Origin of the sequence: Erwinia tasmaniensis Et1/99 (assembly GCF_000026185.1) — a bacterium.
Lineage (GTDB): Bacteria > Pseudomonadota > Gammaproteobacteria > Enterobacterales > Enterobacteriaceae > Erwinia > Erwinia tasmaniensis.
In genome coordinates this window covers 1756030-1777308 of record NC_010694.1, presented here as the reverse complement: position 1 = coordinate 1777308, position 21279 = coordinate 1756030, and the positions used below count along the sequence as shown (strand labels likewise).

Below are 21279 nucleotides of genomic sequence, written 5' to 3'. Positions count from 1 at the left end.
TTCCGCCCCTGCTAATTAGGATGTGAAGCATTACGGCCCGGTTTTGTGAGTGCCATGCGACAAAGCATTCCCCTACCGGGCATTTGATTGCCATTATGGAGAGACTATGCACGTATTATGGCGAATTATCGCTACTATCTTTAAGTGGTCATGGCGGGTACTGAATTTTGTGCGCGAATGTATTCTTAACCTATTCCTGGTCCTGCTGATTGTTGTCGCTGCGGGGATCTGGTTCCAGTTTCACAGCGCCAGCACGGCAGCGGATACGCAGAAAGGCGCACTGATTGTCGATCTGAGTGGTGTGGTGGTCGATAAGCCCACCGTCAGTAACAAAATGAGCAGGATCAGTCGCCAGCTGCTGGGCGCCGGCAACGATCCACTGAAGGAAAACTCGCTATTTGATATCGTAGATGCGATTCGTCAGGCAAAAGGCGATGACAATATCACCGGCATGGTGCTCGACCTGCGGAATTTCGGCGGGGCCGATCAGCCATCGTTGCAGTACATAGGCAAGACGCTGCGTGAATTCCGTGATAGCGGTAAGCCGATCTTCGCCACCGGAGAAAGCTACAGCCAGGCGCAGTACTACCTGGCAAGTTTCGCCAACAAAATTTATCTCTCACCGCAGGGTAACGTTGATCTTCATGGTTTTGCCACTAACAGCCTGTATTACAAGACGCTGATTGACAAGCTAAAGATCAGCTCTCACGTCTTCCGCGTCGGTACGTATAAGTCGGCGGTAGAGCCTTTCCTGCGTGACGATATGTCTCCGGCAGCACGCGATGCCGACGGCCGCTGGGTGGGTGAACTGTGGGAAAACTACCTGAACACGCTGGCCGCAAACCGCCAGATTACGCCAAATCAGGTCTTCCCTGGCGCACAGGGCGTACTTGACTCCCTGAAAAAGTTAGGGGGCGATACCGCTCAGTATGCGAAGGACAACAAACTGGTTGACCAGCTGGCTTCTTCCTCTCTGGTCGAACGCGATCTGGTTAAAACCTTCGGCTGGGATAAAGAGGCGAAGAACTATCGTGGCACCAGCATCTATGACTATCGGATGAAAGATGCCAACACCGTCGACGGTAATGTGGCGGTGATCCTGGCCAGCGGAGCGATCATGGATGGGGAAGAAGCCCCCGGCAGCGTTGGCGCAGATACCACGGCCCTGGAAATCCGCTCGGCGCGTCTTGATCCAAAGATTAAAGCCATTGTCTTCCGCGTTAACAGCCCTGGGGGCAGCGTAACGGCGTCCGAAACCATTCGTGAAGAGCTGGCGGCGGCGAAAGACGCCGGCAAGCCGGTGGTCGTTTCTATGGGCGGTATGGCTGCCTCCGGCGGCTATTGGGTATCCACGCCCGCCAATTATGTGATTGCCAGCCCGGCGACGTTAACCGGCTCTATCGGTATCTTCGGCGTGATTAACACCGTGGAGAACTCGCTGGATGCCATTGGTGTCCATACTGACGGCGTGGCGACGTCGCCGCTGGCGGACGTTGCCAGCACTAAGGCCCTGCCGTCGGAAGTACAGCAGATGATGCAGCTGAGTATCGATAAGGGCTATCAGAACTTTATTGGTCTGGTTGCAAAATCACGTAATAAAACGCCTGTGGAGATCGATCGGATAGCCCAGGGACACGTCTGGACCGGCAATGATGCTAAAGCTAATGGCCTGGTCGATGCGCTGGGTGATTTCGATGATGCGGTAGCCAAAGCAGCAGAGCTGGCAAAGTTGAGCAAGCCTCAGTTGAGCTGGTATCAGGATGATCCAAGCCTGCTGGACATGCTGTTCAACCAGATGCAGGTTTCTGTTCATGCAGCACTGCCGGCAACCCTGAAGGCATATTTCCCCGCGCCGGTGATAGATGTGATGTCAGCGATGCAGAAACAGCCCGGCCTGATGGATAACCTTAACGATCCGCAGAACCGCTATGCTCTCTGCCTGAATTGCGGTGACGTGAAATAATCAGCTGCGTCACGCAATAGTCAATTGTGTGACGTCAATTAAGCCCGACCGCCACTGGTCGGGCTGCTTTCCTTATACTTTCCCCTTATACTGCGCCCTTTTAGTTATGACCGAGTTGATCAATGCAAAAGAAATCCATTTACGTTGCCTACACGGGCGGCACTATCGGCATGCAGCGCTCCGAGCATGGCTTTGTTCCGGTTTCCGGCCATCTTCAGCACCAGCTCGCCAACATGCCGGAATTTCATCGGCCAGAAATGCCTGATTTCACCATCCATGAATATCAGCCCCTGATTGATTCTTCGGATATGACGCCGCAGGACTGGCAGATCATCGCCGACGATATACGGCAAAATTACGATCGTTACGATGGGTTTGTTATCCTGCACGGCACCGACACGATGGCATTCACCGCCTCAGCGCTCTCGTTTATGCTGGAAAACCTGGCCAAGCCGGTGATTGTGACAGGGTCACAAATCCCGCTTGAGCAGCTTCGCTCCGATGGACAGCAGAATTTGTTAAATTCACTGTTCGTCGCCGCTAACTATCCGATCAACGAAGTGACGCTGTTTTTCAATAACACACTATACCGCGGTAATCGTACCACTAAGGCTCATGCCGACGGCTTTAATGCTTTCGCCTCGCCCAATCTTGCACCGCTGCTGGAAGCAGGGATCCATATCCGCCGCCTGAACACCGCTCCTGCCCCAACGGGTGGGGGTGAGCTTGTGGTTCATCACATTACTCCGCAGCCAATCGGCGTGGTCACGCTCTATCCGGGAATTTCAGCCGAAGTGGTGCGAAATTTCCTGCAACAGCCGGTAAAAGCGTTGATCCTGCGCTCTTATGGCGTTGGCAATGCGCCGCAGAACAAAGCGTTTCTTCAGGAGCTGAAGGCCGCTAACGAACGCGGCATTGTGGTGGTCAATCTCACCCAGTGTATGTCCGGTAAGGTCAATATGGGAGGCTACGCCACCGGGAATGCGCTGGCGCATGCGGGCGTGGTGAGCGGAGCCGATTTAACCGTCGAAGCTACGCTGACCAAGCTGCATTATCTGCTGAGCCAGGATTTGACCAGCGATGAAATCCGCCAGTTGATGAAGCAAAATCTGCGCGGCGAGTTAACCCCTGACTGAGGAAATAATATGACGATGCGTGGACGCCAGGCGCTGTTGTTAATCGACCTGCAAAATGACTTTTGTTCCGGCGGTGCGCTGGCGGTGCGTGAGGGAGAACAGACCATTGCCGTAGCTAACCGCCTTGCCGCAGAGTTTCAGCAGCGCGGCGAAACGGTGATAGCCACGCTCGACTGGCACCCTGCGGGGCACGGCAGTTTCGCCTCCAGTGCCGGAACAACGCCGGGCACCCTTGGCCAACTGCACGGTTTGCCGCAGATATGGTGGCCGGACCACTGCGTACAACACAGCGACGGCGCGCAGCTGCACCCGGCACTGGATCGTGCGGCGATCGACCTGCTGGTACACAAAGGTGAGAATGCGGAAATCGATAGCTACAGTGCGTTTTATGATAATGGCCATCGCCAACAAACCGTGCTGGACGGCTGGCTGAAGGAGCACGGCGTGACGGCACTCACGATAATGGGTCTGGCTACCGACTACTGCGTTAAATTTAGCGTGCTGGACGCCCTGGCGCTGGGTTATCAGGTCACCGTGGTGGCCGAGGGCTGTCGCGGGGTCAATCTGCACCCAGACGACAGTCGGAACGCCCTAACAGACATGGTTCAGGCAGGTGCCAGCCTGATGTAAGCACCATACGGGGTCGCGTCAGCCGATCCCGTTATGGTTAGCGCAAATTATTCCTGGAGGAATAATCTACCGTAGCCGGATCCGCGTGACGGCTTCATCGCGGATGCCGAACTCCTCTTTCAGCTGTTTTTTACTCTTCATCACTATCTCTCCCCCCTTTGCCACGCTCATATGCTGCGGATCGTCGTTGTTGTGCGCCTGCCACAGCAGCACCAGCTGTAGGCTGTGCTCTTTCTGCTCCGGGGTCAGCGCGACGCCATCGGCCCACTTACCGGTTTCTACGGCGGTGACCAGACGCTGGTAGACCTCCTGCGTCATGCCGGCAATCATCTCATCCAGTTGCATCCTGTCTCCTTTAGCCCAACGTTTTATTGCCGTTATCATCGGTAAAACTTAGTGAGGCTGAATTGACACAAAACCGTTCGCCGGTCGGCTGTGGGCCATCCGGAAATACGTGCCCCAGGTGCGCATCACAGCTGCCGCAGCGTATTTCGACGCGCTGCATACCGTGGCTGTCATCCTCAAGATAGCGGATAGCCTCAGGGCTGAAAGGCTGATAAAAACTGGGCCAACCGCAGCCGGAATCGTATTTAGAGTCGGACAAAAACAACGGCGCACGACAAATCAGGCAGTGGTAAATGCCCTCGTCCTTGTTATGCAGCAGCTTACCTGAATAGGGAGGTTCAGTGCCGTGCTCCTGCGTCACGTAGCGCTGCATTTCCGTCAGGGTGTTTTCGTGGGATGAGGAATTATCTTGTTTAGCCATATTTGGACTCTCTGGCAGGATTGACGTGTTAATAACTGCATCTATTCTAACAAACACTTAACAACATCAGGGAAAATTTTCCCATTCGTCAGATAACCTTCCGCAGTCAGGGTTAAAATTGTGACGCAGATCACCATTCCGAGCATCACCCCCTTTAGATTAGGATAAACTGCCCCAAAATGGATATTACCGCGCGTCACGGAGCCGGATTTATATTGAATAATTCCTGTTCGAGGATTGATTTGTCGCAACTATTGACACGATTCCGCTTGACGCCTGGTAAGGTTTTTGTAATTTTACAACCAACCTTTTATTCACTATCAACAAGCTGGTGGAATATATGACTATCAAAGTAGGTATCAACGGTTTTGGCCGTATCGGTCGCATCGTTTTCCGTGCTGCTCAGGAACGTTCTGATGTAGAAATCGTTGCTATCAACGATCTGCTCGACGCAGAGTACATGGCTTACATGCTGAAGTACGACTCAACTCACGGCCGTTTTAACGGCACCGTAGAAGTCAAAGACGGCCATCTGGTTGTCAACGGTAAAACCATTCGTGTTACCGCTGAGCGCGATCCGGCAAACCTGAAGTGGAACGAAGCGGGTGTTGATGTTGTTGCTGAAGCAACCGGTATCTTCCTGACCGACGAAACTGCTCGTAAACACATCGAAGCAGGCGCGAAGAAGGTTGTACTGACTGGCCCATCTAAAGATGATACCCCAATGTTCGTCATGGGCGTAAACCACAAGTCTTACGACGGTCAGGATATCGTTTCTAACGCATCTTGCACCACCAACTGCCTGGCACCGCTGGCAAAAGTGATCAACGACAAGTTCGGCATCGTTGAAGCACTGATGACCACCGTTCACGCGACTACAGCGACCCAGAAGACCGTCGATGGCCCGTCACACAAAGACTGGCGCGGCGGCCGTGGCGCGTCCCAGAACATCATCCCATCCTCTACCGGTGCTGCTAAAGCGGTAGGTAAAGTGATCCCAGAGCTGAACGGCAAACTGACCGGTATGGCGTTCCGCGTTCCTACCCCTAACGTTTCTGTTGTCGATCTGACTGCTCGCCTGGAAAAACCGGCTTCTTACAAAGAAATTTGTGCAGCGATCAAAGCCGCTGCTGAAGGTGAGATGAAAGGCGTTCTGGGCTACACTGAAGACGAAGTGGTTTCTACCGATTTCAACGGTGAAACTCTGACTTCTATCTTCGACGCGAAAGCCGGTATTGCGCTGAACGACAACTTCGTGAAGCTGGTATCCTGGTACGACAACGAAACAGGCTACTCCAACAAGGTTCTGGACCTGGTTGCTCACATCGCTAAATAAGCGCTCTGCCGCAACGCGGTAACTGCTTCAGGCAGTCTCGTAGGCGGGATGTGAAACGAATCGGAGGGCGACGCAGGTCGCCCTTTTTTTATCGCTCATTTTCAAGAGGCAAACCTGTGAACGAGAATCTCTTCAACCTGCCGGTGATCCACCAGTTAACCCCCTGGCTCTCGCAGCGTCAGATGGGTGAGCTGCCGGTTATTGTCATCGCTCACCCGAAGGTGCGCGCAGCCGTCACGTTGCAGGGGGCTCAACTGGTCGCCTGGCAGCCCGCCGGGGAAAAACCCGTCATTTGGGTCAGTGATAAAACGCCCTGGACCGAGGGTAAAGCGATTCGCGGCGGCATACCCGTTTGTTGGCCCTGGTTTGGCCCGGCTGGCGAACCTGCGCATGGCTTCGCCCGTAATCTGCCGTGGAAGCTCTCCGCGCACGATGAGAACGAGCGCTGCGTCATGCTGACGCTGGTACTGGAAAGCAATGAGAAAACCAGGAAGTTATGGCCGCATGACTTCACCCTGTTTGCCCGTTTCCGCTTCGGCGAACGCTGTGAAGTTGAGCTGGAAGCACACGGTGAATTTGAAGCAACAGCCGCGCTACACAGCTACTTTGCCGTGGCTGATATCGCAGGCGTCACCGTCAGCGGCCTGGGGCCGGGCTATATCGATAAAGTCAACGGCGGCGTCGAGGGGGTATCCGTGGACGGTACGCAGACCTACTCACAGCGGACGGATCGTATTTTTACCCAGCCCACCGATTGTAGCGTGATTGACGATAAGGCAGGGCAGCGAGTTATAGAAGTGCATCACCACCACCATAGTGACGTTGTCACGTGGAATCCGGGTGCCGAGCTATCTTGCAGTATGGGAGATATGGCCAACGAGGGTTACAAAACGATGGTGTGCGTGGAAACTGCGCACATCAGTCAACCCATGCTCAGCACCGACGACCGGCCTGCCCGTCTGGCAACCACGCTGCTGGTCCGCAGCAAAAAGTGAGTTTCAGCGGGGCGTTTACTGCATGAAAAATGCGCCCCGTCATTCCGGTTGCGCCCTCTGAATGCGAGATAAACCTTATTCCCGCCTGATGCTGTTCAGACCATGTCCAGGGGCACTCTGGACATCGGCGGCGGAAATGCCTGATTAATCATGGCTAATTCGTCAGAGCTGAAAGCGATGTTCAGCGCCGCGGTGTTCTCCTTAATATGCGCAATGCTGCTGGCTTTTGGAATAGCGATCGCGCCGTCCTGGCGAATAACCCAGGCCAGTAGAAGCTGAGCAACGCTGATGCTCTTTTGTTGTGCCAGCTGATGCAGCAAGGGATGGGTCATCAACGCGCCGCGCAGTCTCCCGGCCTGGGCCAGAGGACAGTAAGCCATCACTGGCATGCCCAGCTGTTGACATTCGGGCAACAGATCGTGTTCAATTCCGCGTGAAGCCAGATGGTAGAGCACCTGATTGCTGGCGCAGCCCCTGCCGCCCTCTTCTGCCAGCAGCTCTTGCAGGTCATCGCAATCGAAGTTTGAAACGCCCCAGCGGCGAATTTTTCCCTGCTGTTGCAGAGTATCCATCGCCCTGAGCGTCTCTTCCAGAGGGATATTGCCGCGCCAGTGCAGCAGATAAAGATCGAGATAATCGGTTTTAAGACGCCGCAGGCTGCGTTCGCATGCGGCAATGGCATCTGGCTCCCCGGCGTGCCATGGGTAAACTTTCGAGACCAGAAACGCCCGGTCTCGGCGACCGTCCAGCGCGTCACCGACCACACGTTCAGCACCGCCATCAGCATACATCTCCGCCGTATCGATAAGCGTCAGACCTGACTCCAAGCCCGCCTGTAACGCGGCGACCTCATACCGGCGCCGTGCGGCATCTTCGCCCATAAACCAGGTTCCCTGGCCAATGGCGGGTACGGTGGTGCCATCAGAAAAGACGACAGTTCGGCTCATCGGACCATCCCGCCCCTTTTCAGGGCATAACGAAAGTGCAAACCAGGGAAAATGCCCTGAATCAGGGCGCAGGCGTCGGGTTAGAACGAATAACTCACCCCGGTCATTAGCAGCATTTGTGCATTATTATCGACCATCGGACTGTCTTTAATATCTCCGCCAAGCCTTGAATAGCGACCGGACAGCATCGCGTTCCAGTTGTCATCGATCTTCCAGCCCGCGGTCAGCTCAAGATAAGGGCTCCAGCTGCTTTTAGGGTCGTAACTGTTGAGGCCGCTGCGGCGGGATTCATCGGAGCTGATGCCGTAATAATAGCGGTTTTGATTTGCGCTGTTCCACAATGCACCAATACCCGGCGTCAGGCTGAACTGGCCAAACTCAAAGCGATAAAGATAGGTGACATCCCAAATGATGCCGTTGCTGTTATTCAGCACGTCGCCCACCAGCGCGGTGCGCACGATGCCCCAGTCGGCAGTATGACGGTAGGCAAGACCGCCCATCATCGTCATCCGGCGCTTATTCAGCGATTTCATATCGCCGCTGTCGACGTCATCGGGGTCAAAATTTTGCGGTGAACCTAACACGGTCAGCGACAGCTCATCCTGATGGTCTTTCCACAGGTAGTACCCCGCCTGCAGACTGCGAACATAGAAGCTGTCACCCTCATAGTTGATGACAGGAAAGGGATAATAGCGATCCTGTCCGCTTTTATACGGGCTTTGACTATAAATCAGGCCCGCTCCTAACGTTAAGGGATTGGCCTGTGCCGCTAAAGCGACAAAACAACAGGGTAAAAATGCAGAAAGCGCGGTAACTTTGAAATAGTTCACAATTTGCTCAACTTATAAATATAACAATCAGCCTGACATTCTAAACAAGAAGTGTTTTGTATGTCACAAAACCACACAAACTGTAGCACTCATAATCAATCTTGAGCAAATCGGAGGAGATAAAAGTGCAGAATGTGGGCAACGGATAGCTGAACGCCACGACGGCAGGACCTGCCACTTAGCTACCTTTTCACTTTGTTATTGAAATTTCTTTGAAAGCAGTAACTACATTAGGAAATTTTCTGAATGCACTCTAAGCTTATTCATGTACTTTCCAGTTTATCGGGCACAGCAGCCACAATTTTTAAAGCGGGTCGATAAATTACGCCAGGTTGGCATAAGGGTTGCTGTACTCAGATATAAATTCTTCAGGAGTCGTTGTCTCTTAAGCTCCTGCTACCAGTGCTATACCCAAGTCTTTCGAGTTACAGCAAGGCAGATAACGAGTGAAGCCCGATAGGCCAACTCCGGGTGACCACAACCGCCCCCTGTAGCACGGAGTATGAACGGTATAAAAACGAAAGGACGGGCATCGCCATGAATATATTCGATCACTATCGTCAGCGTTATGAGGCTGCCAAGGACGAAGAGTTCACACTGCAGGAGTTCCTGACTATTTGTCGCCAGGATCGCAGTGCCTACGCCAATGCGGCGGAACGACTGTTAATGGCTATTGGTGAACCGGTGATGGTTGATACCGCTCTTGAGCCTCGCCTTTCGCGTCTTTTCTCTAACCGCGTAGTCGCACGCTACCCGGCGTTTGAAGAATTTTATGGCATGGAAGACGCTATCGAGCAGATCGTTTCTTACCTTAAACACGCTGCGCAGGGGCTTGAAGAGAAGAAGCAAATTCTCTACCTGCTGGGACCGGTGGGTGGAGGTAAATCCTCTCTTGCTGAACGGCTGAAATCACTGATGCAGCGCGTGCCGATTTATATGCTCACCGCCAATGGCGAGCGGAGCCCGGTGAATGACCACCCCCTGTGTCTGTTTAATCCTCATGAAGATGCCCATATTCTCGACAAGGAATACGGTGTGCCCCGCCGTTATCTTGGCACCATTATGTCACCCTGGGCCGCCAAACGACTGAATGAGTTCGGTGGAGATATCACGCGCTTTAAGGTGGTGAAGGTCTGGCCGTCGATACTGGAACAGGTTGCCATCGCCAAAACGGAACCTGGCGATGAAAATAACCAGGACATCTCGGCGCTGGTGGGTAAAATCGATATTCGTAAGCTGGAGGATCACGCGCAGAACGACCCTGATGCTTATGGCTATTCTGGCGCGCTGTGCCGGGCAAACCAGGGGATTATGGAATTCGTCGAGATGTTCAAAGCCCCGATCAAGGTGCTGCATCCGCTGCTTACCGCCACCCAGGAAGGGAACTATAACGGCACAGAAGGCATCTCTGCTCTGCCTTTCAACGGGATTATTCTGGCGCACTCAAATGAATCAGAATGGGTTACTTTCCGTAATAACAAAAATAATGAGGCCTTCCTTGACCGTGTTTACATTGTCAAGGTGCCTTACTGCCTGCGCGTTTCTGAAGAGATGAAAATCTATGAAAAACTGCTGGTCAACAGCGAGCTGGCGCATGCACCCTGCGCACCCGGCACGCTGGAAACGCTGGCTCGCTTCACCATCCTTTCACGCCTAAAAGAGCCGGAAAACTCCAGCACGTATTCAAAAATGCGCGTCTATGACGGTGAAAGCCTGAAGGATACCGATCCTAAATCGAAATCCTATCAGGAGTATCGCGACTATGCTGGCGTCGACGAGGGCATGAACGGGCTGTCCACGCGTTTTGCCTTCAAAATCCTTTCGCGCGTGTTTAATTTTGACCACGCCGAAGTCGCCGCGAACCCGGTCCATCTCTTTTACGTGCTGGAACAGCAGATCGATCGCGAGCAGTTCCCACAGGAGCAGGCTGAAAAATATCTTGAATTCCTGAAAGGCTATCTGATCCCCAAATATGCCGAGTTCATCGGTAAGGAAATTCAGACGGCCTATCTTGAGTCCTATTCAGAATATGGACAAAACATTTTCGACCGTTATGTTTCCTATGCTGATTTCTGGATCCAGGATCAGGAGTATCGCGATCCGGATACCGGCCAGCTGTTTGACCGCGAAGCGCTGAACGCAGAGCTGGAAAAAATAGAAAAACCGGCTGGGATCAGCAATCCAAAAGACTTCCGCAATGAGATCGTTAACTTTGTGTTGCGCGCACGCGCTCATAACAGCGGACGTAATCCGAACTGGACCAGTTATGAGAAGCTACGCACCGTGATTGAGAAAAAAATGTTTTCCAATACGGAGGAGCTGCTGCCCGTCATCTCATTTAACGCCAAGACGTCCAGCGACGAGCAGAAAAAGCACGATGATTTCGTCGATCGAATGATGGAGAAAGGTTATACCCGCAAACAGGTTCGCCTGCTGTGCGAATGGTATTTGCGCGTAAGAAAATCGTCCTGATGCTGACAGTCGCATCCGGCCGGGTTAAAGGCGGTGAGCCTTTCCCGGCCTGCAACCATGTTTGGGGGAGCTATGGCCTATTTTATCGATCGGCGTCTCAACGGCAAAAATAAAAGCGCGGTCAATCGCCAGCGTTTTTTGCGCCGTTACAAGTCGCAAATTAAGCAGTCGATCTCCGAGGCCATCAATAAGCGTTCGGTTACCGACGTTGAGAGCGGTGAATCGGTCTCAATACCCATTGAAGATATCAACGAACCCAGCTTTCACCAGGGGCGCGGCGGCGAGCGCTATCGCGTGCATCCAGGCAACGATCATTTTGTTCAAAATGACCGGGTCGATCGCCCCCAGGGAGGCGGCGCTGGCGGCAGCGGCCAGGGTAACGCAGGCAAGGACGGTGAAGGACAGGATGAGTTCGTTTTCAATATTTCTAAAGACGAGTATCTCGACCTGCTGTTCGAAGATTTAGCGCTGCCGCATCTGAAGAAAAACCAGCACCGGCAACTTAATGAGTATAAGACGCATCGCGCAGGCTACACCGCCAACGGCGTGCCGGCCAATATCAGCGTGGTTCGCTCATTGCAGAATTCGCTGGCGCGGCGCACGGCCATGACGTCAGGTAAACGCCGCCGTCTGGCTGAACTGGAAGAAAATCTGCTGCGGGTGGAAAACAGCGAACCTGCCCAACTTCTCGAAGAGCAGCGTTTGCGTAATGACATCGCCGACCTGCGCGCGCGCATCAAGCGCGTACCTTTTATTGATACTTTCGATTTGCGTTACAAAAACTTTGAAAAGCGCGCCGAACCCTCCAGCCAGGCAGTGATGTTCTGCCTGATGGACGTGTCGGGTTCGATGGATCAGCCGACCAAGGACATGGCCAAACGTTTTTATATTCTGCTCTATCTGTTCTTAAGCAGAACCTATAAAAATGTCGACGTGGTGTACATACGCCATCATACCCAGGCGAAGGAAGTCGATGAGCAGGAGTTCTTCTACTCACAGGAAACGGGGGGGACTATCGTATCCAGCGCGCTAAAACTTATGGATGAGGTGGTGAAGGAACGTTACGACCCGGCGCAATGGAACATCTATGCGGCACAGGCCTCGGACGGCGATAACTGGGCGGATGACTCTCCGCTGTGCCATGACATTCTGTCCAGGCAGATCCTGCCGGTAGTGCGCTACTACAGCTATATTGAGATCACCCGCCGCGCCCATCAAAGCCTGTGGCGCGAGTATGAACATCTGCAGGCCACCTTTGATAATTTTGCCATACAGCACATTCGCGAACCGGAGGATATTTATCCGGTATTCCGCGAGTTGTTCAAAAAACAGGCCGAGGAAAATTATTAGACTACCCTGCCTCGGTCGGCGCTCTGCCGGCTGGGGCGCTACTCTGGCCCGGATTGACTGACTCTGCTTTTGCCCACTCCCTGAGGGCGTCACAGAAGAGCTTAAGCGCCAGCGGCTGATGGTGGTTAACCGGGTAATAGAGACAGATTCGACTTACTGACGGGCTCCACTCGGGAAGCACCTGAATCAGGCGACCATCGCGAAGATGCCCATGAACGTGGTAGTCGGGCACCCAAGCGATCCCGATCCCCGCCAGCGCGGCATCCACCATCAAATTCGTGTTTCCTAACGTCATGGGGCCGTTGACGTTCACATTCGTGCTGCGCCCGCGATACTCCAAGTCCCAATGATAAAGCGCTCCGCTAAGAAAGCGAAAGCGTATACATTGATGATTTCTGAGGTCATCCGGCGATGCCGGGCAACCGTGCTTTGCCAGGTAATCCGGTGACGCTACGGCAGCAATGCGGATCGTTTCCGGGCCAAAGGGGATCGCCACCATATCCAGCGGAACATCCTCCAGCAGGCGAATGCCGGCATTAAATCCATCCGCCACGATATCGACATAACGCGTATCGACAACAAACTCAACATGGATATCCGGATAGGTTTTGAAAAAATCAGGCAGCATATTCTGAATAAGTGGCCTTGCACCGGCTTCTGCTGCGCTGATCCTGATCGTTCCTGAGGGCCGATCCCTGGAGGAATTGACTTCATGGATAGCCTGTTCCAACTCGTTAATGGCTGGCGCTGCGCGTCTGAAAAGCTGCGCGCCCGCCTCCGTCAGCGCCACGGATCGGGTGGTGCGGGTAAATAACTGCATACCCATCCGCGCTTCAAGTTTACGAATCGAATGGCTTAAGGCCGAGGTTGACACCCCGAGTTCACGCGCCGTCGCACTGAAATTGAGCTGCCTGGCCAGTGAGATAAATACACTCAGCTCCGGTAAGGTAATCCGTGACATCGAAGGGAGGCCTCTTGCAAGTTGGCGACGGGGCCCAGCTTACACTTATTATTGAATATTGTTCAACACAGCATCAATCATTATGCTCATTGTATTGCATCATTAATCAATTATAGTTTAAGGGCATCACCAAATGGTGATAAAACAAACAATATCAGCAAGGGGACATGCTTATGAAGCAAAAACAACGCAGCTGGTTAATAACGGGATGTTCTACGGGACTGGGATATGCTCTGGCCGAGTATCTGATCGGCAGCGGCGAACAGGTCTTTGCAACGGCAAGAAATGCAGACAGCCTGCATAAGCTTACCGAAGGTCACGATAACGCCTGTGCGCTAACGCTGGATGTGAACCGTAAGGAGGATATTCAGGCTGTCGTTAAATTCGTCGAGCAGCGCGGTGGGGTCGACGTGCTGGTCAATAATGCCGGCTACGGATATATCGCCGCGGTTGAAGAAGCCGAAGAGGATGACTACCGAAAATTATTTGAAACGAACGTTTTTGCTCCTGTTGCGCTGACCCGTGCGCTGCTGCCGGGCATGAGGAAAAGAGGTTCCGGACATATCGTCAACATCTCCTCCGTGGGTGGAATGATAGGTAACCCCGGTTCAGGCTACTATGCCGCAACCAAATTTGCCCTGATCGGTTTCTCCGAATCCCTGTTCAAAGAAGTTTCGCCTCTTGGACTGGGGGTGACCGTCGTCCTGCCGGGGCCGTTCCGTACCGACTGGGCCGGTCGTTCTCTTCAGATGGCCAGGCACCCTATCGCCGCCTACAAAAAAACCGTGCACGATCGTGTTAGCGATATGAATCTGAACAGTGGTCAACAGCCCGGAGATCCGGCCCGTGCGGCAAAAGCGATCGTCACCGCGCTCAACGATCCCACACCACCGCTACATTTAGTACTCGGCAAACCGGGGCTGGATATGGTGCGGGAAAAACTCGCCGCGCTGGGCGGCGAATTTGAGCAGTGGGCCGATTTATCTCAGAGCGCTGATTATCCTGAAAGCGAACGCTGATCTTTAGCCAATATTAACGACCTCTTCTTCCTATTATTTATTGCAATAATGACTGTGCACCGTTGCGGCATCACTGATTGTTGTGAGGCGCTCTGCCGTGCAGATGTTCATTAACTCAAGGCGGACTCATGAATTCAAAAAGTATTATTTCAACCCTTATTTTATCGACTGCCGTAGCTATGACGGCCGATGCTATTGCCGCTGATTATAAAAAAAATCCCTTCACTCTGGCCTACGACGGTGCTATTACAAAAAATGAAGCGGGTAAGGTCAATATCCACACCGTCCATTATAAAGTTAACGGCATTGATATTGCTGCGAATGTCTATACCCCCGCCAACTATAATGCTGAAAAAAAATATCCGGCAATCGTTGTGGCGCATCCTAACGGCGGTGTAAAGGAACAGGTGGCAGGCTTGTATGCCCAGCGCCTGGCGGAGCAAGGATATCTTGTTGTAGCGGCCGACGCCGCCTATCAGGGAGCCAGCGGCGGGCAGCCGCATAACACGGATAAACCGTTCAATCGTATTAACGATATTCATGGCATGGTTGATTTTATTCAAACTTATCCCGGTGCAGATAATACGCGCATTGGCGCATTGGGCATTTGTGGCGGAGGGGGCTATACCCTCGCCGCCGTACAGAGTGATAAACGTGTCAAAGCCGTTGCCACGGTGAGTATGTTCAACAGCGGGCTGGTCCGCCGTAACGGGATGCAGGACAGCCAAATCGCCACCATCCAACAACGTTTACAGGAGGCCAGCGCGGCTCGGACATCAGAGTTCAAGGGCGATGTGAAGTATAGCGCCGATGTCGATTTGAAAAATTTGTCCAGTGAGGACATCGCTAAGATGCCGGCAGGCTTATACCGTGAAGGTTTCGAGTATTATGGGAAAACGCACTACCACCCTAATTCAACGCCCCGCTATACCACCAGCAGCCTGATGGATTTGATGGCGTTTGACGCCACCGATCATATTGATCTTATTCAGCAACCTTTATTAATGATTGCCGGTTCCGAGGCTGACACCCTGTATATGACCGAACAGGCATTTGGAAAAGCCACCGGCACGCAAAATAAAAAGTTGCTGAAAATAAAGGGAGCAAGCCATATCGAAACCTATTGGAAGCAGCCCTACGTCAATCAAATTTCTGCCGATCTGACAGGCTTCTATAACAAAGAGCTGTGATCCTGACAGGGGTCCCGCCTATTAACCGGCTAAAAAAGGCGCTTTCAATGCAAAGAAAGAGGATCTGTTTCGGGCTGTTACTGTCTCTTAATACCTTTTCCTCATGGGCAGAACAGCGCAACGACTGCATACCCGTCAATCCAGCCGTTACCCGCAGTGCGGTTTATGGCTCGCCCGACCATTTTACCGGGCGCGTTCGCGTTGATGCGTTATTCAAGGCAGACCGCGATATCAGCGTCTCTGCCGCCTGCGTCACTTTCGCACCGGGAGCCCGCTCAGCATGGCATACGCATCCGGCTGGCCAGCGGCTGATCGTCACCTCCGGCACAGGCCTTACTCAGCAGGAGGGGCAGCCCGTGCAGGTTATTCACCCTGGTGACGTGATTTTCTGTCCGCCGGGCGTCAGGCACTGGCACGGCGCTGCGCCCGGCAGTGCCATGACGCATCTGGCGGTCACCGGCGTAGTCAATGGACACAGCGTTAATTGGATGGAAAAGGTGACAGATGAACAATATCACGCGCGTTAAAACGGCGGCGGCGGCGGCGCTCACCCTGATGAGCAGTTATTCAACGTCGGATGCAGCCACCCTCCGGCCGGAGGGTACCGATAGTCATGCTCAGCAAAAGGTGAGCGACAGGCTTTCAGCACGGCAGCAGTTTATTCCACTGATAGCCTGCTACATGGCAAGCAGCAGGATGGACAAGCTCAATACGGCTCTCAATCAGGGGCTTGATGCCGGACTGACGGTTAATGAAATCAAAGAAATTCTGGTACAGCTCTACGCCTATACCGGCTTCCCACGTAGTCTCAATGCTCTCACCGAACTGATGAAGGTTATCGACTCTCGTCAACAGCGCGGCATACGGGACGAACAGGGTAAGGAGCCTGCCGCCCTTGTTCCGGTGGGTGATGAGCTAAGACGCGTTGGCCTGGCGAACCAGACAAAAATTGCGGGTACTGCGGTAAAAGGGCCTCTGTTTGAATTTGCCCCGGTGATTAATCAGTTTTTACAAACGCACCTTTTCGGCGATATTTTTGCGCGTGATAACCTCGACTGGCAGAGCCGTGAACTGGCAACGGTGGGGGCTTTAGCCGCTACGTCGGGCGTGGAGGCGCAGCTGCTGTCGCATATGCGCGGCAGTCTGCGGGTCGGGCTGACGCACGGGCAGCTGCGCCAGCTGGTACAGGTTTTGCGTGAACACGGTGAAAATGATGCCGCAACGCGTGCCGATCTTGCACTGCAACAGGCGTCAAGGTAATCGATAAAGCACTGTCGGCATAAAGGATTATGCCGCACTGGATGTCATTAAAACACGTAAAAACAGCCCGCCCGTCACTCCAGTTCGGTCAAACTTTTATTGATGAAACCCCAATAGCTGAAGGCATTACCGCTATTTGGTTACCGGGCCATACGGGATACCGAATCAATTCGGGCGATCGATGCCTTCTGATATGGGGAGATACCGACCGCTTCCCACACGTCTAGTCAGCCTACCCATCGGTTTCCATTGTGTTTGACGTCGATCCCGTTCTGGCCGAAGAAACGCGGAAAACAATCCTGGAACAGGCTGTCAGGGAAAACTGGTCGTTGCAGGCATGCATTCAGGCATGACAGGGTTCGCTGACATTCTCATGGCTGAGGGTGGATACCCTATTTCCTACCCTGAAGAATGAATGATTGCACTCCCCCCCTTTTTATTCAACGAGATTGATGCCCTAAATTCATCACTTCAAGCCGCTTCAATACTTTTATCGCCATCATCCGACGACCGGGAAATGCAACGGCGGTAAAGCCTGCACTTGTTATATTTTTGTTGGCGCTCATCCTGCTGGCCATTCGCCAGTCGATGGCCTTTTCTGGTGCAATGAGAGGCATATATTCCTCTGCGTTTTACGCTATTATAGCGAGGCACTCATATAGTGGACAAAATTCGCTTGATTCATCTGCCGTTTTTGACAATTAACGTTGTCTTACAACACACTGTAAATCCGTTCTTATTTTTAACAGGAGAAAAGCCCATTGGAAGCCAGCGCGATCTACAGTCTCTTCATCATTGGTTCAGTGCTGGTCGCCGCGAGCATACTGCTTAGCTCCTTTTCGTCGAAGCTTGGGATCCCCATACTGGTTATTTTCCTCGCACTTGGCATGCTGGCTGGCGTTGACGGTATCGGCGGCATCGCCTTTGATAATTATCCCGCAGCATACCTGATCAGCAATCTGGCCCTGGCCGTGATCCTGCTTGACGGCGGGATGCGCACCCAGGCCAGTTCTTTTCGCGTAGCGTTAGGCCCCGCGCTCTCCCTGGCGACAGTAGGCGTGCTGATCACCGCCGGACTGACCGGGCTGGCCGCCGCGTGGCTGTTCGACCTCAATCTGCTCAATGGTTTCCTGGTCGGTGCTATCATTGGCTCTACCGACGCCGCGGCCGTATTCTCACTGCTGGGCGGAAAGGGCCTTAATGAGCGCGTCAGCGCCACGCTGGAAATTGAATCAGGCAGCAACGATCCGATGGCGGTCTTTCTTACCATTACCCTTATTGAGATGATCCAGCAGGGGCAAACCGGGCTTAGCTGGATGTTCGTCGTTCATCTGGTACAGCAGTTCGGACTAGGAATTGTGCTTGGCCTGGGCGGCGGCTGGGCGCTGCTACAGGTCATTAACCGCGTATCCTTAGCCAGCGGCCTCTACCCTTTGCTGGCCGTCAGCGGCGGCATTCTGGTTTTCTCACTCACCACAGTGCTGGAAGGCAGCGGTATTCTTGCCGTCTACCTGTGTGGTTTTATTCTGGGCAACCGCCCCATCCGTAACCGGCATGGGATCCTGCAAACGTTTGATGGCATGGCGTGGTTGAGTCAAATCGGTATGTTTCTGGTGCTGGGCCTGCTGGTTAACCCTGCCGACCTGTGGAATATCGCGCTGCCTGCCACCCTGCTTTCGCTCTGCCTGATCCTGGTGGCTCGCCCGCTTTCCGTTATCATCGGGCTGTTACCCTTCCGTGGATTTAATATTCGCGAACGCCTTTTCATCAGCTGGGTGGGGCTGCGTGGAGCCTTACCCATTATCCTCGCGGTCTTTCCGATGATGGCGGGCTTGCCGCATGCGTCACTGTTTTTCAACATCGCCTTCTTCATCGTACTGGTTTCACTGATGGTCCAGGGAACGTCGCTCGGATGGGCTGCGCATAAGGCTCGAGTGGTGGTTCCCCCACTGGCTTCACCCATATCTCGTATCGGGCTGGATATTCACCCCGAAAATCCCTGGGAGCAGTTTGTGTACCAGCTCAGCGCGGATAAGTGGTGCATTGGCGCGGCCCTGCGCGACCTGCGTATGCCGCGTGAAACGCGGATCGCCGCCCTGTTTCGCGATAACCTGCTGCTCCATCCGACCGGCAGCACTCGCCTGAAAGAAAATGATGTGCTGTGCGTCATTGGTCGGGAGTGCGATCTTGCCGCGCTGGGTAAACTGTTTAGCCAGTCGCCTCCGGTGTCATTAGACCAGCGTTTCTTTGGTGACTTTATTCTGCAGGCGGATGCCCTACTACAGGATGTTTCACAAATATACGGCATTGAGCTGGATGAAGGCACGGATCTCCGGCAAACGCTCGGCCAACTGGTTTCCGGCATTATCGGCGGTGCGCCGGTGGTGGGCGACCAGGTGGAGTGGAAAAATATGCTGTGGACGGTAGCCGAAAAGGAAGCTAATGAAATCATCAAGATCGGCGTCAAGGTACAGGAAGAGTAGCCCTTAAACCGTACTCTATTTCCTCATATTATTAACAAGCCGCCCTCTGAAACCGCCCATTTTTCCGGCGGTTTTTTTCTTTTATCTTATTGTCAAAGAAGCTTATTTTACTACTCATTTAACGCAGCCTTTAATTATTTAACAGAGATTTATCTTTAATTAACGCCTTGCGTTCTTTTAGGAATTTCCTGTATTAACGAAAACTGTCTACTGCTGCATACTGGCCTCTTTATAATGTGGCAAAACAATAAATGACCCGGCTATTTTAGCCTTGTCAATTTTCGACCTTTGGCAAAACGCGCCTCTCAAGACCGGTTCGTCAATCCGAGGATGTAATATAACGGCTTCCGACCCATACATTATCTTACACAGCCCGATGTTCCTTCATCAAAGAGAGCATAGATTATGACAAGTACTCTGGTAATAAAAGACAGCCGCCGAACATTAAGCGGCTCGCAAAAAAATGTCATTGCCAAAGTCGCGCTAAGTTTATCAGATTTGTTCTCAATCAATTTAGCCCTCTTCCTCTCCGTCGTCACCGTCAAAGTAATCTGGGGAAAGCTGGATATATTCATTCCAGACCAGCAAATAGAAATCCGCTTTATTACTCAAGCCGCCATGTCCCTGTTATGTATTTCCTGGTTCTGGATACGGCTACGTCACTATACTTATCGCAAACCCTTTTGGTTTGAATTAAAAGAAATTATCAAAACGCTCGTTATCTTTTCTTTATTAGATTTGGCACTGATTGCGTTTTCAAAATGGGACTTCTCACGCACGCTGTGGAGCTTTACCTGGATGTACGCGCTGATCCTCGTGCCGCTTCTGCGTTCGTGCGTCAAAAACACTATCCTTAAAATCGGCCACTGGCAGAAACATACCATTATCATTGGCTGCGGCAGAAATGCCCATGAGGCTTTCGCGGCATTGCAAAGTGAAGAACTGCTCGGTTATGACGTCAAGGCGTTTGTCGCGCCGGCGGACAGTGCGGCGATTGGGGACAGCTTTAACGGCATCCCGGTCATTGGCCACCAGGATATACTCTGGGAAACGGTTGATCTTGATAATACCCAGTTTATTGTAGCGGTCGAAAACGAACAGCGTGCCATGCGCGACCGATGGTTAAAGCTGCTCTCCAGTAAGAAGTGCCGTTCTGTTTCCGTGGTTCCCACACTGCGCGGCGTACCGCTTTATGGCACGGACATGTCGTTTGTCTTCAGCCATGAAGTGATGTTGCTACGCGTCAGTAATAACCTGGCAAAGCGCTCCTCGCGCTTTCTGAAGCGTACCTTCGATATTATCGTTGCCTCCCTGCTGCTGCTCTTTCTTGCTCCGGTCTTTGGGGTCATCTGTTGGTTGGTCAGCCGCGATCGAGGCAGCCCGATATATGGCCATGAGCGAATTGGGCAGGATGGGAAGAAATTCAAATGCCTGAAGTTCCGCTCAATGGTGATGAACGCCTCGGAGGTACTGGAAAATCTCCTGGCGACGGACGAGGAGGCGCGTAAAGAATGGGATAAAGACTTCAAGCTGAAAAACGATCCGCGCGTCACGAAAATCGGCGCGCTAATGCGCAAAACCAGCCTGGATGAACTGCCGCAGCTGTGGAATGTGATCCGCGGAGACATGAGCCTGGTGGGTCCACGTCCGGTGATCGAAGCCGAGCTGGAGCGTTATGCCGGGGATGTCGATTATTATTTGATGGCGAAGCCTGGCATGACGGGGCTATGGCAGGTGAGTGGGCGCAACGATATCGACTACGACACGCGCGTCTATTTTGATTCCTGGTATGTAAAAAACTGGGCGCTGTGGACCGATATCGCCATTTTATTTAAAACCGTTGGCGTGGTACTGCGCCGCGACGGGGCTTACTAAATTATCCTGCACACAACGACCCACGGTTATGCCTTCACGCCAGGCATAACCGCTGCTGTATGCAGC

The 21279-nt window shown here is 52.9% G+C and carries 19 protein-coding genes; 13 read left to right on the top strand and 6 right to left on the bottom strand.

What is annotated here, in order from left to right:
- Nucleotides 1–106 precede the first annotated feature (106 nt).
- From sppA to pncA, 3 genes are all read left to right on the top strand, one after another.
- The gene (gene sppA / locus ETA_RS08945; protein ID WP_012441304.1) at nucleotides 107–1963 is read left to right on the top strand and encodes a signal peptide peptidase SppA; all 1857 of its coding nucleotides are present in this window, start codon (nucleotides 107–109) and stop codon (nucleotides 1961–1963) included.
- Between the two features lie 122 nt (nucleotides 1964–2085).
- On the top strand, nucleotides 2086–3099 hold the full coding sequence (ansA, locus tag ETA_RS08940; protein WP_012441303.1) for an asparaginase: 1014 nt from the start codon (nucleotides 2086–2088) through the stop codon (nucleotides 3097–3099).
- Between the two features lie 15 nt (nucleotides 3100–3114).
- Complete coding sequence (pncA, locus tag ETA_RS08935; RefSeq protein WP_042959304.1) at nucleotides 3115–3729, top strand: bifunctional nicotinamidase/pyrazinamidase; 615 nt, start codon at nucleotides 3115–3117, stop codon at nucleotides 3727–3729.
- Between the two features lie 66 nt (nucleotides 3730–3795).
- Here the strand turns inward: pncA and ETA_RS08930 are convergent, their stop codons facing one another.
- Both ETA_RS08930 and msrB read right to left on the bottom strand, forming a co-directional pair.
- On the bottom strand, nucleotides 3796–4074 hold the full coding sequence (locus tag ETA_RS08930; RefSeq protein WP_012441301.1) for a YeaC family protein: 279 nt from the start codon (nucleotides 4072–4074) through the stop codon (nucleotides 3796–3798).
- A 10-nt stretch (nucleotides 4075–4084) separates the two neighbouring features.
- The gene (msrB, locus tag ETA_RS08925; protein WP_012441300.1) at nucleotides 4085–4495 is read right to left on the bottom strand and encodes a peptide-methionine (R)-S-oxide reductase MsrB; all 411 of its coding nucleotides are present in this window, start codon (nucleotides 4493–4495) and stop codon (nucleotides 4085–4087) included.
- A 340-nt stretch (nucleotides 4496–4835) separates the two neighbouring features.
- Between msrB and gapA the strand changes: the two genes are divergently transcribed.
- Both gapA and ETA_RS08915 read left to right on the top strand, forming a co-directional pair.
- Nucleotides 4836–5831, top strand: coding sequence for a glyceraldehyde-3-phosphate dehydrogenase (gene gapA / locus ETA_RS08920; RefSeq protein ID WP_042958860.1), 996 nt, complete (start codon nucleotides 4836–4838; stop codon nucleotides 5829–5831).
- Nucleotides 5832–5947: 116 nt separating this feature from the next.
- Nucleotides 5948–6826, top strand: coding sequence for a D-hexose-6-phosphate mutarotase (locus tag ETA_RS08915; RefSeq protein ID WP_012441297.1), 879 nt, complete (start codon nucleotides 5948–5950; stop codon nucleotides 6824–6826).
- A gap of 95 nt (nucleotides 6827–6921) precedes the next feature.
- Here the strand turns inward: ETA_RS08915 and ETA_RS08910 are convergent, their stop codons facing one another.
- Both ETA_RS08910 and ETA_RS08905 read right to left on the bottom strand, forming a co-directional pair.
- On the bottom strand, nucleotides 6922–7773 hold the full coding sequence (locus tag ETA_RS08910; RefSeq protein ID WP_012441296.1) for an aldo/keto reductase: 852 nt from the start codon (nucleotides 7771–7773) through the stop codon (nucleotides 6922–6924).
- Nucleotides 7774–7853: 80 nt separating this feature from the next.
- The gene (locus tag ETA_RS08905; protein WP_012441295.1) at nucleotides 7854–8603 is read right to left on the bottom strand and encodes a MipA/OmpV family protein; all 750 of its coding nucleotides are present in this window, start codon (nucleotides 8601–8603) and stop codon (nucleotides 7854–7856) included.
- A gap of 537 nt (nucleotides 8604–9140) precedes the next feature.
- Here ETA_RS08905 and yeaG point away from each other — a divergent pair.
- Together yeaG and ETA_RS08895 are read left to right on the top strand one after the other, a co-directional pair.
- Nucleotides 9141–11075, top strand: a complete 1935-nt coding sequence (gene yeaG / locus ETA_RS08900; protein WP_012441294.1) for a protein kinase YeaG — start codon at nucleotides 9141–9143, stop codon at nucleotides 11073–11075.
- Nucleotides 11076–11147: 72 nt separating this feature from the next.
- Entirely contained in the window at nucleotides 11148–12425 is a 1278-nt protein-coding gene (locus tag ETA_RS08895) for a YeaH/YhbH family protein (protein WP_012441293.1), read from the top strand.
- 1 nt (nucleotide 12426) lies between these two features.
- Here ETA_RS08895 and ETA_RS08890 read toward each other — a convergent pair whose 3' ends face one another.
- Nucleotides 12427–13386 carry a LysR family transcriptional regulator gene (locus ETA_RS08890; RefSeq protein ID WP_012441292.1) on the bottom strand — a complete coding sequence of 320 codons (960 nt, stop codon included), beginning with the start codon at nucleotides 13384–13386 and terminating at the stop codon, nucleotides 12427–12429.
- Nucleotides 13387–13559: 173 nt separating this feature from the next.
- On the opposite strand from ETA_RS08890, the gene ETA_RS08885 reads away from it, so the two are divergent.
- The 4 genes from ETA_RS08885 to ETA_RS08870 all read left to right on the top strand — a co-directional run bounded on the left by ETA_RS08885 (nucleotide 13560) and on the right by ETA_RS08870 (nucleotide 16855).
- Complete coding sequence (locus ETA_RS08885; RefSeq protein WP_231853307.1) at nucleotides 13560–14405, top strand: oxidoreductase; 846 nt, start codon at nucleotides 13560–13562, stop codon at nucleotides 14403–14405.
- A gap of 128 nt (nucleotides 14406–14533) precedes the next feature.
- Nucleotides 14534–15595 carry an alpha/beta hydrolase gene (locus ETA_RS08880; RefSeq protein ID WP_012441290.1) on the top strand — a complete coding sequence of 354 codons (1062 nt, stop codon included), beginning with the start codon at nucleotides 14534–14536 and terminating at the stop codon, nucleotides 15593–15595.
- A 47-nt stretch (nucleotides 15596–15642) separates the two neighbouring features.
- On the top strand, nucleotides 15643–16122 hold the full coding sequence (locus tag ETA_RS08875; RefSeq protein ID WP_042958857.1) for a (R)-mandelonitrile lyase: 480 nt from the start codon (nucleotides 15643–15645) through the stop codon (nucleotides 16120–16122).
- The gene (locus ETA_RS08870) at nucleotides 16100–16855 is read left to right on the top strand and encodes a carboxymuconolactone decarboxylase family protein (RefSeq protein ID WP_042958855.1); all 756 of its coding nucleotides are present in this window, start codon (nucleotides 16100–16102) and stop codon (nucleotides 16853–16855) included. The genes ETA_RS08875 and ETA_RS08870 overlap by 23 nt, the downstream gene beginning before the upstream one ends.
- Nucleotides 16856–17295: 440 nt before the next feature.
- Here ETA_RS08870 and ETA_RS19920 read toward each other — a convergent pair whose 3' ends face one another.
- Nucleotides 17296–17472 (bottom strand): hypothetical protein, encoded by a 177-nt coding sequence (locus tag ETA_RS19920; RefSeq protein WP_157861791.1) that lies wholly within the window; start codon nucleotides 17470–17472, stop codon nucleotides 17296–17298.
- 144 nt (nucleotides 17473–17616) lie between these two features.
- Here ETA_RS19920 and ETA_RS08865 point away from each other — a divergent pair, with 144 nt between their 5' ends.
- A complete protein-coding gene (locus ETA_RS08865; protein ID WP_012441287.1) occupies nucleotides 17617–19338 on the top strand; it encodes a potassium/proton antiporter in 1722 nt (573 codons plus the stop codon).
- Nucleotides 19339–19743: 405 nt separating this feature from the next.
- On the top strand, nucleotides 19744–21213 hold the full coding sequence (gene wbaP, locus ETA_RS08860; RefSeq protein ID WP_012441286.1) for an undecaprenyl-phosphate galactose phosphotransferase WbaP: 1470 nt from the start codon (nucleotides 19744–19746) through the stop codon (nucleotides 21211–21213).
- Nucleotides 21214–21279: the final 66 nt, after the last annotated feature.

Coding starts and splice junctions, on each gene's coding strand:
- sppA (WP_012441304.1), top strand. CDS start 107: ATGCACGTATTATGGCGAATTATCGCTACTATCTTTAAGTGGTCATGG.
- ansA (WP_012441303.1), top strand. CDS start 2,086: ATGCAAAAGAAATCCATTTACGTTGCCTACACGGGCGGCACTATCGGC.
- pncA (WP_042959304.1), top strand. CDS start 3,115: ATGCGTGGACGCCAGGCGCTGTTGTTAATCGACCTGCAAAATGACTTT.
- ETA_RS08930 (WP_012441301.1), bottom strand. CDS start 4,074: ATGCAACTGGATGAGATGATTGCCGGCATGACGCAGGAGGTCTACCAG.
- msrB (WP_012441300.1), bottom strand. CDS start 4,495: ATGGCTAAACAAGATAATTCCTCATCCCACGAAAACACCCTGACGGAA.
- gapA (WP_042958860.1), top strand. CDS start 4,836: ATGACTATCAAAGTAGGTATCAACGGTTTTGGCCGTATCGGTCGCATC.
- ETA_RS08910 (WP_012441296.1), bottom strand. CDS start 7,773: ATGAGCCGAACTGTCGTCTTTTCTGATGGCACCACCGTACCCGCCATT.
- yeaG (WP_012441294.1), top strand. CDS start 9,141: ATGAATATATTCGATCACTATCGTCAGCGTTATGAGGCTGCCAAGGAC.
- ETA_RS08895 (WP_012441293.1), top strand. CDS start 11,148: ATGGCCTATTTTATCGATCGGCGTCTCAACGGCAAAAATAAAAGCGCG.
- ETA_RS08890 (WP_012441292.1), bottom strand. CDS start 13,386: ATGTCACGGATTACCTTACCGGAGCTGAGTGTATTTATCTCACTGGCC.
- ETA_RS08885 (WP_231853307.1), top strand. CDS start 13,560: ATGAAGCAAAAACAACGCAGCTGGTTAATAACGGGATGTTCTACGGGA.
- ETA_RS08880 (WP_012441290.1), top strand. CDS start 14,534: ATGAATTCAAAAAGTATTATTTCAACCCTTATTTTATCGACTGCCGTA.
- ETA_RS08875 (WP_042958857.1), top strand. CDS start 15,643: ATGCAAAGAAAGAGGATCTGTTTCGGGCTGTTACTGTCTCTTAATACC.
- ETA_RS08870 (WP_042958855.1), top strand. CDS start 16,100: ATGAACAATATCACGCGCGTTAAAACGGCGGCGGCGGCGGCGCTCACC.
- ETA_RS19920 (WP_157861791.1), bottom strand. CDS start 17,472: ATGCCTCTCATTGCACCAGAAAAGGCCATCGACTGGCGAATGGCCAGC.
- wbaP (WP_012441286.1), top strand. CDS start 19,744: ATGACAAGTACTCTGGTAATAAAAGACAGCCGCCGAACATTAAGCGGC.